Origin of the sequence: Shewanella sp. WXL01, assembly GCF_012263345.1 — a bacterium.
Lineage (GTDB): Bacteria > Pseudomonadota > Gammaproteobacteria > Enterobacterales > Shewanellaceae > Shewanella > Shewanella maritima.
The window spans coordinates 910,125-928,249 of sequence record NZ_JAAIKQ010000001.1 but is presented as its reverse complement, the minus strand read 5'-3'; the positions used below and the strand labels follow the sequence as shown (position 1 = coordinate 928,249).

General features: G+C 44.0%; 13 protein-coding genes. 8 read left to right on the top strand and 5 right to left on the bottom strand.

All coding sequences use genetic code 11. The features are described from left to right. Positions 1 to 68: 68 nt before the first annotated feature. Entirely contained in the window at positions 69 to 1,661 is a 1,593-nt protein-coding gene (locus G3R49_RS04005; protein WP_167868696.1) for a bifunctional diguanylate cyclase/phosphodiesterase, read from the bottom strand. 98 nt (positions 1,662 to 1,759) lie between these two features. Further along, positions 1,760 to 2,602 (bottom strand): HDOD domain-containing protein, encoded by an 843-nt coding sequence (locus tag G3R49_RS04000; protein WP_167868695.1) that lies wholly within the window; start codon positions 2,600 to 2,602, stop codon positions 1,760 to 1,762. 272 nt (positions 2,603 to 2,874) lie between these two features. Between G3R49_RS04000 and yegQ the strand changes: the two genes are divergently transcribed. Both yegQ and G3R49_RS03990 read left to right on the top strand, forming a co-directional pair. After that, positions 2,875 to 4,266 (top strand): tRNA 5-hydroxyuridine modification protein YegQ, encoded by a 1,392-nt coding sequence (gene yegQ, locus G3R49_RS03995; protein ID WP_130598154.1) that lies wholly within the window; start codon positions 2,875 to 2,877, stop codon positions 4,264 to 4,266. Positions 4,267 to 4,276: 10 nt separating this feature from the next. Next, positions 4,277 to 4,528 (top strand): YfhL family 4Fe-4S dicluster ferredoxin, encoded by a 252-nt coding sequence (locus tag G3R49_RS03990; RefSeq protein WP_130598155.1) that lies wholly within the window; start codon positions 4,277 to 4,279, stop codon positions 4,526 to 4,528. A gap of 138 nt (positions 4,529 to 4,666) precedes the next feature. Here the strand turns inward: G3R49_RS03990 and G3R49_RS03985 are convergent, their stop codons facing one another. After that, positions 4,667 to 5,176: an SCP2 domain-containing protein gene (locus G3R49_RS03985; protein WP_130598156.1), complete on the bottom strand. Its 510-nt coding sequence runs from the start codon at positions 5,174 to 5,176 to the stop codon at positions 4,667 to 4,669. Between the two features lie 135 nt (positions 5,177 to 5,311). Here G3R49_RS03985 and G3R49_RS03980 point away from each other — a divergent pair, with 135 nt between their 5' ends. Both G3R49_RS03980 and G3R49_RS03975 read left to right on the top strand, forming a co-directional pair. Continuing rightward, on the top strand, positions 5,312 to 6,313 hold the full coding sequence (locus tag G3R49_RS03980; protein ID WP_167868694.1) for a peptidase U32 family protein: 1,002 nt from the start codon (positions 5,312 to 5,314) through the stop codon (positions 6,311 to 6,313). 11 nt (positions 6,314 to 6,324) lie between these two features. After that, a complete protein-coding gene (locus G3R49_RS03975; RefSeq protein ID WP_167868693.1) occupies positions 6,325 to 7,227 on the top strand; it encodes a U32 family peptidase in 903 nt (300 codons plus the stop codon). Between the two features lie 31 nt (positions 7,228 to 7,258). On the opposite strand, the gene G3R49_RS03970 is transcribed toward G3R49_RS03975, so the two are convergent. Beyond that, a complete protein-coding gene (locus tag G3R49_RS03970) occupies positions 7,259 to 7,951 on the bottom strand; it encodes a hypothetical protein (RefSeq protein WP_130598159.1) in 693 nt (230 codons plus the stop codon). Positions 7,952 to 8,421: 470 nt separating this feature from the next. Here G3R49_RS03970 and G3R49_RS03965 point away from each other — a divergent pair, with 470 nt between their 5' ends. From G3R49_RS03965 to G3R49_RS03955, 3 genes are all read left to right on the top strand, one after another. Continuing rightward, positions 8,422 to 9,780, top strand: coding sequence for a YjiH family protein (locus tag G3R49_RS03965; RefSeq protein WP_165398972.1), 1,359 nt, complete (start codon positions 8,422 to 8,424; stop codon positions 9,778 to 9,780). A 157-nt stretch (positions 9,781 to 9,937) separates the two neighbouring features. Beyond that, on the top strand, positions 9,938 to 13,645 hold the full coding sequence (locus tag G3R49_RS03960) for a two-component regulator propeller domain-containing protein (RefSeq protein WP_167868692.1): 3,708 nt from the start codon (positions 9,938 to 9,940) through the stop codon (positions 13,643 to 13,645). Positions 13,646 to 13,694: 49 nt separating this feature from the next. Beyond that, positions 13,695 to 14,066, top strand: a complete 372-nt coding sequence (locus G3R49_RS03955; protein WP_130598161.1) for a PilZ domain-containing protein — start codon at positions 13,695 to 13,697, stop codon at positions 14,064 to 14,066. A 115-nt stretch (positions 14,067 to 14,181) separates the two neighbouring features. Here the strand turns inward: G3R49_RS03955 and radA are convergent, their stop codons facing one another. Then, the gene (gene radA, locus G3R49_RS03950) at positions 14,182 to 15,543 is read right to left on the bottom strand and encodes a DNA repair protein RadA (protein WP_167868691.1); all 1,362 of its coding nucleotides are present in this window, start codon (positions 15,541 to 15,543) and stop codon (positions 14,182 to 14,184) included. Positions 15,544 to 15,708: 165 nt separating this feature from the next. Here radA and G3R49_RS03945 point away from each other — a divergent pair, with 165 nt between their 5' ends. After that, entirely contained in the window at positions 15,709 to 18,084 is a 2,376-nt protein-coding gene (locus G3R49_RS03945; RefSeq protein WP_167868690.1) for a PilZ domain-containing protein, read from the top strand. Positions 18,085 to 18,125 lie beyond the last annotated feature (41 nt).

Below are 18,125 nucleotides of genomic sequence, written 5' to 3'. Positions count from 1 at the left end.
AGACATTTTCGACAGAGTTAACCAACAGAGCACTTATTAACAAGATTAATGATTAACAAGAGCGTTGATTAACAAGCGGAGCGTTGATTAACAAATGGATATTTGCTCTGCTCGGCTGCAAATGAATTGGTAAGCAAGTGATGCTTTTCAATCTGCGCGGCAGCCATTGGCTCACTGATAAGCAAGCCTTGCACATAATCCACATTGAGACTTTGCACATAGTTAAGACTGGATGGGGTTTCAATACCTTCAACCGTGACGGTGCATTGTAATTGATGAGCTAGCTTAACCGTGGTTTTGACAATTTGCTTGGCGATATCGTCAGATTCAATATCACTCATAAATGCGCGGTCGAGTTTCACCTCATTCACTGGTAAGTGGCGCAAATATGCCAGTGAAGATTGCCCAGTACCAAAATCATCAATGGCTAAGCTCAAGCCTAATTCACGCAGCTGATTCAATACCCGTATGGCACATGACAGTGATGCCATCATCGCGCTTTCAGTAACTTCAATAGATATCCGATCAGCGCTGACGCCATGTTTTTGCAGACTTGAGGCAAGTGAATCCACCAGCTGAGTATTAGTGATATCGGTAGCGGATAAGTTAAGCGCAACCATTAAGTTAATATCGAGTTGCTGCCAGGCAGCCTGCTGTTTAACCACCTGATTGATCACCCAGAGGCTGATTGATGACATGAGTCCAGTCTTTTCAGCAAGGTGTAGAAACTCGTTTGGGTAAATCACCCCAAACTCAGGATGCTGCCAGCGAACAAGCGCTTCAACTTGATCAATATAGCCTTGGTGGCAATTTAACTTGGGTTGAAAAACCAAAAATAACTCGTCATTAGCCAATGCCTTTGCAAGCCCACTGCTAAGTAAAAGCTGACGTTGATGGCGCTTATCTTCGTTTTGTTCATAAAACGCAAACTTGAGCTTGTTACGCTTGGCTTTTTGAAGCGCCAGGTCTAAACGCCGCAAGGTTAAACTAATATCCGCACCATGTTGTTTTAGTGATAACACACCAGCTTGCAGCGTTAACTCCACTTTTTGCACTGGTTTAGCTGTTTGGTCTGCGTTTGATGAAATACCCAAATCGACTTCAATAGCGAGTTGGTAAGCTAACTCCAAGCGGCGCAAGGTATCACTGATTTGCCCCTGACTTAGGCCGTGCTCGAAGTACAATAAAAACTCATTACCATTCATGCGCGCAATATAATCAGCTTGTTGCGGCAGTTCGCTTAATCGCCTTGAAAAGGCAATAAGCAGCTGGTCACCAACATTAAAACCCCATAAGTCGTTGATAAAACGAAACTGACGAATATCAACCAGCATTAAGCAACCACTGGCTAAAGGTAACTTTTGCGTCAAAATACGCTTTATGCCAACCCGATTAATAAGGTTAGTGAGCTTGTCACGCTCAGATTGCGCCTGCTCAGATAAATGATAGCGCTCAATGATGGCAACGAGAGGTTTTAACAGGCGAGGAACAGTAGACAAATCGAGAGCTTGATGAGGCGTATCGAAACTCTCGGTTAAATATTTGAGTAAACGAAACTGCTTAAACGCGTTCCACACAAAGGCGATAACAATGACACTTAGTACGCAGGCTAAAAGCAATGGCAAACTTTGCTCAAGGAGTGCAATCATAGCGTCAAACATATTGGTGCCCTCCTCGGCTTTGTCGCTAACGCCCAATCTTCTAACGAGCTTGATTGACTGTCACGTTAACTCGACATATCTATATTAAAAGTTAGCGCTTATTCGTAACTTTGCTTAATTGAGTGATACGTATCTAAAAACTCATCACTGGCTAGTTCATCGGGTGTAACCGGCAAACCACGCTCGGCAAATATCGATAACCGTTCGTCCATCTGCCCACCAGAGCGAAGCTCACCAGTATAGAATGCCGCACTGCGAATGAAATCTAAATAAGTCACGGTTTCTGGCAGATAATGTAAGTCAGCCCAGCGCTCTACAACCTCAGTAACTTCTGGAGCAAAATCCCAACTCTTTAATACCGCTCTGCCAATTGGTCCCTGCATTTTACGCACTAGACTGCGCAGCTGATCGATACTACTAAAATGCTGGGGATTAGCTTCCGCTTCAGACAATACTGGCAGCGCACCGATGTTATGAACCAGCCCAGCCAACGTCAGTGTTTCTTTATCCAGTTTCTTGGTTGGGTTACGCTTGTTATAAAGCTCCAGTAACGCACACGATGCAGCCGTCACTTCAATCGAGGTTTTCCAAACTTCGTCCATCACTTCCCACACCATTTCATTGGTGGAGATAAACAGCTGCTCCATCGCAACTGACGTAGTAATCGACTTGATTTGCACCAGGCCAATCCGGTTAACAGCAGCGCTAATGTTTTCCGCTTTGGGACCACGGCAATACAACACACTGTTAGCAACTTTAATGATCCGCGCTGAGATTGCCGCATCTTGACCAATAATATCGCCAACCTGCTTCAAACTGGAGTTTGGACTAGCAACCACTTCCTGCACACGCATCGCCACTTCCGGCAATGTTGGCAACACCAAGGCATCGTCTTTCAATTTTTTTAATAATCCGACCAACAATTGGTGCTCAGTAGACATATTCGGCTTCCAAGATTAACAATTTGAAAACAGGATTATATACCAAGTGGATTATTTTCAGCAGCAATTGAACCACAAAAATATCCCTAAGCCCGTGACATTTAAACCATTTAGCACTTAAGTATCGAGAAAACTGCACTAAAGTCGTAACCCACAAGTGATACAAAGGTTATCTAGCGCTAATATTCGCTGCTGATATTTGCATCTAATACTATCCTTAAGTAAAATTCCGCCCCCGTTTTGCGCGATTTTGCGGCCAATTGAGAGAAGTTATGTTTAAACCTGAGCTATTGTCACCTGCAGGCACCCTTAAAAACATGCGTTACGCTTTTGCGTACGGCGCAGATGCAGTCTATGCAGGTCAGCCTCGGTATAGCCTTAGGGTTCGTAATAATGACTTCAAAATGGAAAACCTAGCAACAGGTATTAAAGAAGCCCACTCCCTTGGCAAAAAGCTATACGTGGTAAGCAATATTGCACCTCACAACGCCAAGCTAAAAACCTACATTAAAGACATGCAACCAGTGGTAGATATGCAGCCAGATGCGCTGATCATGTCTGATCCGGGCCTTATCATGATGGTGCGTGAAGCTTTCCCCGATCAAGTCGTACACTTGTCGGTACAGGCAAACGCGATTAACTGGGCGTCAGTGAAATTCTGGGAACAGCAAGGTATTAAACGCGTGATTTTGTCGCGCGAGTTATCGCTTGATGAAATTGAAGAAATTCGCCAACGCTGCCCTGACATCGAACTAGAAGTGTTTGTTCACGGCGCACTGTGCATGGCGTACTCTGGTCGCTGCCTGCTATCGGGTTACATCAACAAGCGCGATCCTAATCAGGGTACTTGCACCAATGCTTGTCGTTGGAAATACGATGTCCATGAAGCAAAAGAAACCGTTGAAGGCGACATTATCGCCGTGCAGCCACAAGGTATCGTCGACCAACACGGCGTGCAAATTGAAAACCCAACATTAGGTGCGGGCAAACCATCTGACGAAGTAGTACTGCTACAAGAGCCAGGTCGCCCTGGTGAATACATGCCAGCATTTGAAGATGAGCATGGCACTTACATCATGAATTCAAAAGACTTACGTGCAATTCAGCACGTTGAGCGCCTAACTAAGATGGGCGTGGATTCATTAAAAATTGAAGGTCGTACTAAGTCATTCTACTACGTAGCACGTACAGCGCAGCTTTACCGTCAAGCCATTGAAGATGCCGCTGCGGGCAAAGACTTTGACCGCACCTTAATGCGTAACCTTGAAGGTTTAGCGCACCGCGGTTACACCGAGGGATTCCTGCGCCGCCATACCCATGATGAGTACCAAAACTACGACTATGGTTACTCAATTAGCGACAGCCAACAGTTTGTTGGTGAATTCACAGGTAAGCGTAATGATGCGGGCCTTGCTGAAATCGACGTTAAAAACAAGTTTAGCGTTGGTGACAGCGTTGAGGTTATGACGCCGCAAGGTAACATCAACCTAACCATTAAAGAGCTTATTAACCGCAAAGGTGAGTCAATTGAAGCGGGTTTAGGTTCTGGTCACTTTGTGTTCCTTGATGTGCCAGCAGAAGTGGATGTAGATAAAGCCATCTTAATGCGTAACCTACCTCAAGGTCAGGACACTCGTAATCCGCATCAAGCGGCAAAGGCGTAAGGTTAGGCATATGGCACTGCTAATCGATGATAGCTGCATTAACTGTGATATGTGTGAGCCTGAGTGCCCAAATCAGGCCATCACTATGGGTGAGGAGATCTACGAGATAGACCCAGACCTATGCACAGAATGTGTCGGTCATTACGACAAGCCAACCTGTGTGTCGGTTTGCCCTATCGACTGTATTGACCCAGACCCAAACCATCAAGAATCTCAAGATGAGCTGATGGTTAAATTTGGCATTATTACTGGCAAAATATAGCCGAGCAATATCGATTAAAAAAGCGCTTAATGCTAATAACATTAAGCGCTTTTTTATTAGGCTTAGCTTGGAAATTTGCCAATAGAACTCCAGGCTCGTAGCCTTGTGCTAACCCCTTTAGACCATTGGCTTCGGAGCTTAGTGAATATCAAGCTGACCTTGCAAGGTCTGGATGGTAATCGCAAGCTTTTCAATGGCGATTTGTACAGGCTTTGGCATGGTATCTAGCTCGATACCTAACAGAAGATTCTTCACCTCAAGCCCTAGCTCTGTATCTCCTTCAATCAATAGCTTACGCTGGAAAAACAAGGTATCTGGGTCTTCTTTACCTGCAGCCACCAGCACTAGCTCTGGTACGTTGGCACTAAACACCACGTCACTGTCAGCCATTGGTCTTATCTGCAACTTGTTATTGTCTATCGATACCTCAAACGATAAGCCGATATCATCAACAACAATCCCTACCCACTTATGCTGTAAAAAATCGAGTTCTTGCAGCTTAATTTGCTCTGCAAGTAACAAGTTAAGTAGCTGGCTCAACAAGTCGAGTTTTAGCTTATCTGGCACTAAAGCTAGAGTTTGCCTGCTAAGTTTTGGCGCAAAAGTAAAAATATCTTTGGCGATTTTTTGAGTGATAGCCTGTGACATTGGATTCCCGCGATTAGAAGATTCAAAAAGCGCCATTTTACTGTGAGTTTATCAAGCGAAACCTGTTTTAAATCAATTCATTTACAGTCATTCACTTTTACACTCCATTTCTGCATAAAAACAAGAGCAATATCTATGGAATTACTTTGCCCAGCAGGCAATCTAGCATCAATGAAAGCGGCCTTTAATGCCGGCGCCGATGCGGTGTATTTAGGACTTAAAAACGATACCAATGCCCGCTCATTTGCTGGTTTAAACTTTAACGAGCAGCAACTCGCTAAAGCAATAGTGCTCGCTAAAAAACAGAATAAAAAAATCTTTCTCACGCTTAATACTTTCCCAAAACCAGGTGAAGAATCACGCTGGTATCAAGCGGTAGATATCGCTGCCGACCTTGGATTGGATGCTTTAATTGTGGCAGATTTATCCTTGCTTGATTATGCCGCCAGCAAACATAAACATTTACCTTTGCACTTATCTGTACAGGCCAGCGCTACCAACTTAGCTGCGCTGCAGTTCTACAAAGAAAACTTTAATATTGAGCGCGCTGTACTACCGCGAGTGCTGTCGATGAAGCAGGTAAAAGATCTCGCTAAAGTGAGTCCAGTAGATTTGGAAGTATTCGCTTTTGGTAGCTTGTGCATTATGGCGGAAGGTCGCTGCCACTTATCCTCTTATGTGACGGGACAATCACCCAATACAGGCGGCTCATGCTCACCAGCGCAGCATGTACGATGGCAAGATGATGGCGACGACAAACTCACTCGTTTAAATGAAGTGCTGATTGAGCGCTCAAGTAAAGATCAGCACCTTGGCTACCCTGTGGTATGTAAAGGTCGCTATCTCAGCGAGCATACACATGAGCCACAACACCTGCTCGAATCCCCTACTAGCCTCAATACCCTAAGCCTGCTTCCTGAGCTTGCTCAGGCTGGCATACGTTCTCTCAAAATTGAGGGACGCCAACGCAGCCCAGCCTATGTTGCCCAAGTAGCTAAAGTATGGCGTGAAGCCATTGACAGCTACCTGCGCTCACCCGAGCAGTTTGTATCACAAGCAAGCTGGGATCAGGCACTTGCCAAGGTATCTGAAGGTCAAATCACCACACTTGGGGCCTATGCCCGCCAATGGCAGTAGCGAGTAACACAATGAAAATATCTCTAGCCCCAATTCATTACTGCTGGTCAAAAGCAGATACTGAACACTTTTACAATCAGGTAGCTCAAAGCAAGGTAGACACGGTTTATCTAGGTGAAACCGTCTGCAGCAGGCGCCGCGAGCTAAAGTTTAAAGACTATCTTGCCATTGTCCATCAACTTAGCGATGCAGGTAAAAATGTTGTTCTGTCTACCATGGCGCTCATTGAAGCCCAGTCAGAGCTTACTGAGCTTAAGCGTTACGTCGACAATGGCCAATGGCAAATTGAAGCCAATGATATGGCAGGGGTTCAACTAGCTAGTCAGGCAAAGCTTGGCTTTGTTTGCGGCCCGACAATCAACAACTACAACCGCGCCTCACTTGAGCTATTACATAAACAGGGTATGACTCGTTTTGTCATGCCTTATGAACTGTCTAAAGCCTGGCTCGATAACGTGATGACGCCCAAGCCTGCATTTGAAGTAGAAGTATTCGGTTTTGGTCATATCCCATTAGCGCACTCAGCAAGATGCTTTACCGCTAAGCACTTCAATCTAAATAAAGACAACTGCCAAACCATCTGTCAGCAGCACCCAAAAGGGCTGTTGGTTCAGACTCAGGAAAATCAACCACTACTAAGGCTCAATGGCATTCAAACTCAATCAGCCAGGTGCATCAACTTGTTATCTGAATTGGATGATATGAAGCAAATGGGTATCGACTATTGGCGTTTATCAGCAAGAAGCATTGATGATCTTGTCATTGCTGAACAGGCATTTGAGCAGCTTGCAGCACCGGCGCTCTCAAGAGCTGACGAGCTTCAATCCCATGAGTTGGGCATAAATCAAAACACTCAATTAGATTGCAATGGTTATTGGTTTGGGCAAGCTGGTATGACTTCGCAAACAAGCTAGGGATATTTCAACATAACTGTGTGCGCAGCGATTAGCGATAACTGCTGCGCACAGCATTTAGTTTAATAATTGCTGTAGTAACTACACACGCCAAACTACTCCAGTAAGTCATGGCTTGCCACCAAATCTCAGGTTTTGGTGAGATAGACGTGATTTGGTCGACAACGATAAGGTAATTAAGCAGTGGTTTTGACTGCGACATTTCAATGTATTGTGGGATAACCAATAAAGCGACATGGGCAACAACCACCCAAAACGCAATAACTCTAGCTAACCACATCAGCTTCGGCGATAAGTATTTGCTAACACTCAATAAACTCACCGCTAATAAAACGCCTGAACAAAGATAAGCAAATACCGCATTCATATGCAGGTGGTGCACATTCATAGGGAACAAACCCGTAGCGGCTAACGTGATAAACTGCAAAGCTAAAGCAAACCAAAAGACGCCGTGAGCGACGCCTTTTGATAATTGCAATGCCAGTAAACAGCTTAGAGCAACACTTAAACTACCAAAAAATAATCCACCATTTAAAAAAACCGCTGCAGGCGATTTTGAGTAGGTACCTAGCTCGCTTAAACTGGTGCGCGCCATAAACTCAGGGATATGCAACAGACTGTCGACCTCAATCAAAATGGCAATAGCCCATCCTAGTGCAATCCCAAATATCCCTAGGGCACCGAAGCGAAATGCTAGATTTGAAATTCTTTTTTGTTGTGTCATCAGTATGCTTTTATTTTTTATCAACTCTAGCTTAACTCAAGTTGAACAAAAAAAAATGGGGCTGCCTCTTGCTTTCACGTAAAGTTAATCAGTTTTTCGTTCAGTAATTATACTACTGGCTATACTCGTTATTAATTTCATTCTAAGTTCCATGATGTGGCAGCTGGAACTGACATGCTCAAAACAAAAAATAACGCCCCACCAAGTAACATACATTTCACACCAAACAAGACACCCACAAACCAGTGGTAAACATTTATTTAACACATTGATTGTTATATATTTTAATATGTGAACCAGACAGCAAAATAACTAATCACTTTAAGCAAATAAATATTCAAACCACTAATCATTTTACTTCAAACTATATTGAGAGTAATCTTGCGCCCTTATGGGAAGGAACTCCTACCTAACTGCGACGGCAAGCTAAACGCAACCTCAGTTGCACTTAAGAACAAAGGCCAAATAAAGTGACCACACAAAAACAACAACACAGTTTAAAAACCATACTGACCTTTTTGATCCCATCAATCATAGGTCTGTTATTATTTATGACACCGATTAGTCATAACGATGCAATCACGATTCCAATTGCAGTATTGTCAAAAGGTGTGCAAGCCTACTTTGGCGATATCATTCCAGCCATTGCAACTGGCATTGTCGTGTTAATGGCTTTAGTCACTATAGTTGTGAAAGTCAGCCAACCGAAACAAGTCACTCAAAGCCACTTTCTCAATACCTTACTTAACGTATCGCCATTTTGGAGCGTAGTACGTGTTTTCGGTGCTATTTTCATTGTGATGGCACAATTTCAGATTGGCCCTGAACCAATCATTTCGGGGGCAACAGGTGGATTTGTACTAAACGACTTGATCCCAACACTCTTCTCAGTATTTATCTTTGCAGGTATGTTACTCCCACTACTGCTCAACTTTGGCTTGCTAGAGTTTTTTGGCACTTTGCTAACCAAAATCATGCGCCCGGTATTTAATCTTCCGGGTCGTAGTGCAGTTAACTGTATGGCTTCATGGTTAGGCGATGGCAGTGTTGGTATTTTGATGACCAATAAGCAATACGAAACAAACTTCTACACTCAAAGAGAAGCCGCTGTAATCGGTACCTCTTTCTCGGCGGTATCCATTACCTTTAGTCTGGTAGTAATTTCACAAGTTAAGCTTGAGCACTTATTCGTACCTTTTTACATCACTGTCTGTTTAGCCGGTATTATTGCTGCGATCATAGTACCTAAGCTGCCACCTCTGTCTTGGAAGAAAGATGAATACATCGATGGTAGTGAAGCCAAACAAGATAGCGAGAGCATTCCTACCGAACATGGAATTTTTAGTTGGGGCTTTGGTCTAGCGCTAAAACGCGCAGAGAAAGCGGGCGGCGTGAAACAACTTTTATCTGAAGGTTCGAAGAATGCCATTGATATGGTCTTTGGCGTTATCCCTGTTGTCATGGCGATTGGTACAGTTGCATTGATTCTAGCTGAACATACGCCAATCTTTACCTACCTAGGCATGCCATTTATTCCACTGCTAGAGCTATTGCAAATCCCTGAAGCAAGTGCTGCCTCGCAAACGATTGTGGTGGGTTTTGCGGATATGTTCATTCCATCAATTCTTGCAAGCTCAATTGAGTCAGATCTCACTCGCTTTGTGATTGCTGCGCTATCAGTCACTCAGCTGATTTATATGAGTGAAGTGGGTGCGCTACTGATTGGTAGTAAGATCCCGGTTAACTTCTTCGAGTTATTTATGGTATTTATCCTACGTACTCTGGTCACCCTACCTGTGATTGCCCTAATGGGTCACCTATTGGTATAAAACCTGACCTATCAAGCGGCTTTGCGCAGAGCCTAAAACCTTAAAAGGAGCACTTCGGTGCTCCTTTTGTATTTCATTGATTTTCTCGCAATTATTCAAATTCCACCTACACTTATTTCAGTATCGTTAATACCTTTTACTGAAATAGGAATTGTGCTTGAAAGCGCTTGTAAACTCCCTCAGCCAACTTTGTTTAACCTTGATGGCCACTCTTGCTTTGAGTGGTCAAGTTGCCGCATCTATACAGTTTGAAACCCTAGCAGCTGAGCATGGTTTATCGATGAATACAGTCAACGATCTAGTTACAGATCAAAGTGGCTATTTGTGGGTCGCGACGCAAGCAGGGCTAAATCGTTACAATGGCGCTGAAATCAAAGTCTATTTAAAAAATGGCAACTCAGGCCCATCAGCCAACCACATAAGCCACCTTTACTACAGTAAGAGCGGACAACTCTGGCTGAGTACCTTAAGCGATGGTATTAATCGCTATGACCACAAAAACGATGCCTTTGAGCATTTTAAAGATGTCACTGATCTGCCACAAACTGGTATACAAGCTATTAGCGAAGACAATGAAGGAAACATCTGGTTCGGTAGTGACCAAGGGATTTTTATCTTTGACCCTAAATCTCTCAATGTCACTGGCCAATATAAACTTAATCAAGCCAATTTAAGTGGTGAGAATATCTCCCACATCTACTTTGACGATTTAAAACGGGTGTGGGTAGCGCACGAAAATGGGCTGCAGCTATTTGATAGTCATGCCAAGCGATTTCATGGTTTTCAACACCCTGCCTTAAATCAACCGATTCACGCTATAACTCAGGGAGAAGACCACAGGTTATGGGTCGCCAATGAGCAAGATGCGCTAATTTGTGTATCACTACTTGCAGATCAATACAGCAACCCATTAGTTGAGCTTAAACAAGATATGTTACCAGCAAGCCTAACGGGCTTTGCAATAAGTGATCTACAGCAAGACAGACAAAATAATTTATGGATTGCATTTGCAAATGCAGGCCTAGGATGGCTTAGTCAGGACAGAAGTGAATTTAAGCACCTCAAATACGAGCCGGGCAATATCACTAGCCTGCGCAGCACGGCAATGACCAAACTCTGGCTTGACGAAGAAAACCAATTGTGGATAGGCAGCAAAGGCGATGGTTTAAGCAAGACCTACCTCAATGGCTTGGTTTTTAACACTATCAATCAATACAGCTTTGACAACCATAACCTGCTTGATACCGACATACGTAGCATCTATCGAGACAGCAGTAATCAGCTATGGATAGGCACTGCTCAAGGTTTGTATTTAGCAGATGAGTCTGCAGACAAACAAATCATTGGGTTTAGCCGCTTTGAACATCCTGATTTTAACCCTTACAGCTTTATTAGCTTCATTAAACAAGACGCCGAAGGGACGTATTGGATAGGTACCCGAGGTGAAGGCCTATACCTGTATGACAGTCACAATGCCAATATCAAGCAGTATCGCCACAACGCCAGCGACCCAAAAACCATAGCTAGTGACTACCTCTACAGCCTGTATTTTGATAATCAGCAACAAGCCTGGGTGACGACTAAAGATGGCGGTTTAAGCCTATTCTTGGGGCAAGAAAATGGATTTCGAACCTGGGCTGCAAGTAGCGATGATAGTTATGGATTGCCAATCAACGAAGTGACAAACGTTCTTCAGGACGATGCAAACAACTACTGGATTTTAACCTATGGCGGCGGCCTTATTCAGATGACGCCCCAAGGTAAAATGACCGAATATTCGCCGCAAACACTGCCACAGTTCCCCAGCAAGCACCTATTTAAAGCTTATATCATTGACGAAAAGCTATGGATTTCCTCCAGCGATGGCGTTTTTGCTTTCGACCCGAATAGCAAACAGGTACAACTATTAAATAAAGACTCAGGCTTAATCGACAATGTTGCCTACCTCATGTTGAAAGACAATATTGATCAGCTTTGGATTGGCACCTCGAACGGTTTATCTGTCTATAATCCCAAAGAAAATTCCTACAAAAACTATACCGATATCGACGGACTGCAGGCGAACGAATTTAACTTTGGCGCAGGTTTTGTTGATAGTGATAATCGCGTTTATTTAGGTGGCATTAACGGATTCAACCATATACTAGTATCTGCATTACCGCCTGTTCGCGCACCAAAAACACCGGTTATTGACGAGTTTCTATTGCTCAGCAAAGTACAGCAATTAGGCCCGAATAATCGCTTCTCACAAGCAGGCTATATTGGTTATGCAAAAATGCTTAACCTCAGTCATAAAGATGCCCTGTTTGCATTTAAATTCCATAGTGTGCACCTGCATCACGCGAGTCAAATCAGCTATGAGTATCGAATGCAAGGTCTACATAACCAATGGTTTAGTGACCAAAAAAGTTACAGGGCACATTTTACCGGGCTCGCGCCAGGGCAGTATCAATTTCAAGTTAGAGCTCGTAACATCAACCAACAATATAGCCCTACCAGAACCTTAGATATTTATATCGCTCCTGCACCATGGCAAACCTGGTGGGCTTATCTACTCTATCTTTTAGCTGCAACAGTAATTGTGTGGTTACTCGTTTCAATGCAGCTAAAGAAGTTTCGAACCAAGGTTGAAATGATGGAAAAAGTCGCTAAAAGTGAACAGCGACTGCAACTTTCATTATGGGGCAGCGGAGATGAGTTTTGGGACTGGGATTTAGCCGCAAAGAAAGCAATACGTTCCAATGTATTCTTAACCTACCCCGAGGTTGAAAAAAATTTAGCGCACACTCTAAACACTGTCGTGCACCCAGATGATTTACTTGAGGTTCAATCCGATATTGAAAAGTGCCTTAAGCTTGGCAAACAAGATTTTGAGTTGACCTATCGTGGTTTAGGACTTGATGGTTCTTGGATTTGGGTACTTAACCGCGGCAAAGTTGTTGAGCGAGATGAACAAGGCAGACCCAAGCGCATAACAGGCACAATCAAGAACATTCAAACCTTGAAAGAAACCGAGGCACAGCTAAAAGCGCTCAACATTGAGCTAGAGGATAGAGTTAAAGCACGAACAGAAGAGCTTCAGCTCACGCGTGACGAACTCATCGACAAAGAAAAAATGGCAACGCTTGGCGGCCTAGTGGCCAGTATTACTCATGAAATAAATACACCTATTGGGATCAGCGTGACCGCGATATCGCACCTTGCAGATAGCGTTGACGAGTTTAACCGCAAATATGATGCTGGAGAGGTATCCCATGAAGACTTCCAAGCTTATCAAGACGAAGTGGCAGACTGTACTAAGCTGGTGCTGTCCAACCTTAACCGCGCATCAACATTAATCCAAAGCTTTAAGAAGGTATCGGTAGATCAATCCCATGAAGACTTGCGCGACTTCAACCTTAAACATTATCTCGATGAAATTTTTGTTTCACTTAAACCATTACTGTCACGTACGCCACACAATTATCATTACGAGTGCCCTGACGATATTATGCTACATAGTCACCCTGGCGCCTTCTATCAAATCATCAGTAATTTAATAAATAACTCTATTATCCATGGTTTTAAGCAGGGCGAATCAGGTAATTTGTCACTAACGTTTGTGGAGCACCAAGATGGACTCACAATGACCTACCAAGATGATGGCCATGGCATGACGGAATCAGTAAAGCAGCAAATATTCACCCCTTTCTTTACCACCAAGCGAGGTAAAGGCGGTAGCGGCCTTGGGATGAACATTTTATTTAATTTGGTTAATCAGGTGCTAAAAGGCAAAGTTGACCTTATTACTGAGCCAGAAAAAGGTGCTAAGTTTGTGATAGAGCTACCAAAACAAATCTACTCCTCAGAGGTACATAAGGACTGATTTTGACGTATGATACTTATAAACTCCTTTTACTCTTAAGGACGTAACCATGGATGAGCGACGTAAGTTTTCACGAACCCTATTTGCAGCCAGTGCCTACATTATCCAGACGGATCAATCTTGGCGCACTAAAATCCTTGATTTGAGTTTAAACGGCGCACTGGTAAAACGCCCTGATAATTTTACTGGTCAGGTAAATACAGGATTCAAGCTAGAATTTATTTTGCCAGACTCGGATGTTGAGTTGCATATGGAGACCACTTTAATCCATAAAACTCCTGAATATTTAGGATTAAAGTGCCATCACATTGATGTAGAAAGCATTAGTCACTTGCGCCGGATCATTGAACTCAATGTCGGGGATGCTGAGCTACTTAATCGTGAAATTGAGCTACTAGCCGAGTTAAAAGACAACGAATAACGAGTGCGATAGCATGCTCCCTACATTGGTTGGAGCGATTCATACCCAAAAGCGCTCTTTTGAGCGCTTTTTTGCATTGACTGTATTCCGCTCTACATTATCTCGCGAGCATAATTTATAACGCTTCTAATGCTTGAGCTAATTTAGTCACTCCTATCACTTCCATACCCTCTGGCGCTTTTTTTGGCATATTCGCTTTAGGGACAATCGCACGTTTAAAGCCATGCTTAGCCGCCTCAATCAAACGCTCCTGCCCATTCGGCACAGGCCTAATCTCGCCAGACAACCCCACCTCACCAAATACCACTAGCTCAGGTGACATAATCTCACCACGAAAGCTTGAAACCATAGCTAACAACAAGGTTAAGTCCGCACTGGTTTCGCTGACTTTAACGCCGCCGACCACGTTGACGAATACGTCTTGATCTGACATTTGCAAGCCACCGTGACGATGCATAACCGCAAGCAACATCGCTAAGCGGTTAGCATCCATACCAACTGCAACCCGGCGCGGGTTCGCCATGGCGGAATTATCCACAAGTACCTGCAATTCCACCAACAAAGGGCGCGTGCCTTCCCACACAACCATCACCAATGAGCCAGAGCTTGCCTCCTCGCGAGACAAAAAAATTGCAGACGGATTCGCCACTTCTTTTAAACCACGCTCGGTCATGGCAAATACACCTAGCTCGTTGATCGCACCAAAACGGTTTTTATGTGAGCGTAAGGTGCGATAGCGACTATCACTATCACCTTCAAACATAACCGAGCAGTCAATACAGTGCTCCAACACTTTAGGACCAGCTAAGCTACCATCTTTAGTGACATGGCCCACCATAATCACCGCAATGCCCTGCTGCTTAGCAAAGCGCGTTAAATACGACGCCGACTCCCGCACCTGAGACACACTGCCAGGTGAAGACTGAATATCAGCCATATGCATTACCTGAATCGAGTCCACCACCATAATTTTTGGCTTTTCATTTAAGGCAATATCGCAAATAGCTTCTACCGAAGTCTCAGAGAGCATGCGAAGTTTTTGTGTTGGCAGTCCTAATCGGTGAGCACGCATAGCTACCTGTTGCAGTGACTCCTCACCCGTTACGTACAGTGCATTCATCGACTCGGATAACTGACACAGGGTTTGCAGTAGCAAGGTACTTTTACCGGCGCCAGGATGACCACCAATTAAAATCGCGCTGCCTGGCACAATACCACCACCAAGCACTCTGTCGAACTCGCCAAAGCTACTGGCAATACGCGGCAGCTCAGACAAATCAATTTGATCTAAGGTTTGTACTTGATTACTGGTTTGCCCTGCATAGCCAGAAAATTGATGAGTACGCTTCGCGCTTGAGCTGCCTAAACGTACTTCGGTAATCGTATTCCACTCGTTACATGCGCTACATTGACCTTGCCAGCGGGGAAAGTCTTGTCCACACTCATTACAAACGTATGCGGTCTTATTTTTTGCCATAAGTCTCTATCTTGTTTTTACTTGGCTGCAACACTTAAGATTATCTAAAGATTGGAAAAACATTATCTCACCTGAGATAATCAAGTATCGCCTTTGTCTGCCGATAAGACTATCAGCCGCACTGACAATAATCATTATAAAACTAATCAATAAAACGATGCCAGAATGAGTTTAGACAATCACAGCGAATTAATTGAACAGTTAAAACCCTTGATGATGGAGCCTGACTTCGCCGACATCTTCGAGCAATTAACCGCGGGTGAAAGTAACTCTAGCCGTTTTTTGATAAAAATGGAGCTAAACCGCATCACTGCGGCGTGTACGCGTATTATTGATTTGCGCGATAAATCTGAGCTGCCATGTGAAGAAGTGACCATAGCCGAGCAGCGTCATTTTCTTGATGAACCAGCCAAAGAAGCGCTATTAAGCGCACTCCCACTCTATCGAAACAAATACACCCTTGGTGTCTATGAGCATGTGATTGAATCTCACCGTCAACGCAGAGCCAAAGCTAGAGACACGGTTAATGAAGCGGAATCGCCTACTAACCAATTTTTGGTTCCGGGTGTGGTTTTAGGCAGCTATTTTCACCGCAGCGAAGAGCGGATGAACTACAGCATTAAGATTGAGGCCAGCCAGGCAAACGGCGCGAAAACATTTGGCGCTACGCTGGATTTATCTGTCGGTGGTGCCCGCGTCAAATTACCGATTAAGCATAGATTTGATCAAGATGAGCCACTTAAGGTCAAACTACTGGACTTGAATGAAGAGTTCTTCTTTGAAGATTTACAACATGGCGTTGACTATCAAATCGTCAATATCGAAAACAAAGACAACAACGCCATATTTCGCCTTAAACGCGTCGGCGGCGGTAAAGAACTAGATCAGGTCATTACCCAGCTAATTCGCGGCTACAAGTTTCGCTATAAAGTTGACATTAACGACGTAAATGTAACGGCAAAAGGCTTAGGCCATGAGCGTCACTACCTGCCGCTGCAGCCTCATTTACCGCTGTTTATCGCTATGGTCAATGGCAGACCTCAGATCACTCATGAGCTGCTTGCCAGAGGTAACCAACCGCTCCAGCATTACTTCTCTGATGAAAATAACGTTAGCCAGCTACCTGAACTGCTCACCTTTAAACGCCTGGTTAATCTGGTTAAACAACCGACAAACCCCGATCATCATTTGATGTTTTGCTTTACCCACAATGCCAACGGGCAACTGAGGTTTTACTCAGCAACCCTTGCTGAACTTAAAGAGCATGATAGCCTGCCTCTGTTTTTAGGTTTTAGTGCTTCAAAAGCAAGCTGGCGGGTATTTAAGGTCACGGTGCAAAAGATCGATCACAGTAAAAACTATAAAACCTCAACCTTGCCCGGTGAAGATCAACGCTACGCAAGCCTCACTGAAACTGAGTTGGCTAAGTTCACTCACGTGCTACAACTTATCGACCTTACCAATGATGAAATAAAAGCGCAGTATAAGCAGTGGTTTAATAACGATAACGTCAATAAACTTAAAGTCTTTACCCAGAAAAAAGTCGCTAAAGATACCATTAGAAAAGTATCCATGCCTTTTAGCGAACGCCGCCGTGAAGCACGCTTTGCCTTTAAAACTCTGGTGCATGTGCTGCAAAATGGTAAGAAAGCGGTAGGGATTACCCATGATATATCGAGTCGCGGCTTACAGGTTTATTTAGATGAACCAATTGACTTCCAATTTCCTGCAGAGGTTCAACTTAGCTTCCCTAGGCTGCAAACCATGGCTGGGAAAACCGATCTGAGTAATCAGCCCTACCAATTACTGCGTGCTCGTCAGAATGGACAGATCTTGCATCTTAGTGCCAATATCGGTCATAGCACTCACAATGGTGTTGAGTTTCTCAATAAACTCATCGTCCACAACAAAGAAAAACTCGCTCAGCTATCTGACACTCAAGGAGAGCAGAAAGAGCTCGCTGATGGCATGAAAAACTTAGCGATGAGGCAACTGGTGGGTGTGCCTTACTTTATTGAAAAGACCGCTAAGAACCTGCAAATGGGCTGTTTAGGAGTAGGCACAAAACCTGATGAAATAAGTCATTTATTTGCTCAAAATGCTGACAAAGTTTTGCAATACGACATGACACCTCTGCTGGACAATGGTGTTTTAAAAGAACACATTCTTGACCCTATTAAGGCAATGAAACCCACTCATGATATGGACTTTTTTGAGGTATTCATTCAGCTTACAAAACATGCCCGCGGCAACATTCATTTAGTTTGTCAGGTGGTGTCTGAGTTTGAATCGAGTGAATCACAAGCTTTGTTCATCAAGCAGAGTAAATCGACGGGTAAATTTATGGCACTGCGAGTTTACCGAGGCGCAACAGGCAAGCCAGATATGAAGTACATTCGCCGCGAGTTAGAGTTTATCAATGTCCACGCACCTCATAGGGCAAAACAACTGGAAGAACAGCTTTGGCGCGTGGTGGGTACTGGTGAGTTGATTGATATTACCGCCGAGGTTGAGCTGCGCTTTCCTGAGCTTAATCAGTAATAGCAACGCTCCGCTGCTAACTAATATATTTCAGTCCAAAA

Bases quoted from the DNA above. Each gene is read 5' to 3' on its own strand.
- G3R49_RS04005 (WP_167868696.1), bottom strand. From the start codon at position 1,661: ATGTTTGACGCTATGATTGCACTCCTTGAGCAAAGTTTGCCATTGCTT.
- G3R49_RS04000 (WP_167868695.1), bottom strand. From the start codon at position 2,602: ATGTCTACTGAGCACCAATTGTTGGTCGGATTATTAAAAAAATTGAAA.
- yegQ (WP_130598154.1), top strand. From the start codon at position 2,875: ATGTTTAAACCTGAGCTATTGTCACCTGCAGGCACCCTTAAAAACATG.
- G3R49_RS03990 (WP_130598155.1), top strand. From the start codon at position 4,277: ATGGCACTGCTAATCGATGATAGCTGCATTAACTGTGATATGTGTGAG.
- G3R49_RS03985 (WP_130598156.1), bottom strand. From the start codon at position 5,176: ATGTCACAGGCTATCACTCAAAAAATCGCCAAAGATATTTTTACTTTT.
- G3R49_RS03980 (WP_167868694.1), top strand. From the start codon at position 5,312: ATGGAATTACTTTGCCCAGCAGGCAATCTAGCATCAATGAAAGCGGCC.
- G3R49_RS03975 (WP_167868693.1), top strand. From the start codon at position 6,325: ATGAAAATATCTCTAGCCCCAATTCATTACTGCTGGTCAAAAGCAGAT.
- G3R49_RS03970 (WP_130598159.1), bottom strand. From the start codon at position 7,951: ATGACACAACAAAAAAGAATTTCAAATCTAGCATTTCGCTTCGGTGCC.
- G3R49_RS03955 (WP_130598161.1), top strand. From the start codon at position 13,695: ATGGATGAGCGACGTAAGTTTTCACGAACCCTATTTGCAGCCAGTGCC.
- radA (WP_167868691.1), bottom strand. From the start codon at position 15,543: ATGGCAAAAAATAAGACCGCATACGTTTGTAATGAGTGTGGACAAGAC.
- G3R49_RS03945 (WP_167868690.1), top strand. From the start codon at position 15,709: ATGAGTTTAGACAATCACAGCGAATTAATTGAACAGTTAAAACCCTTG.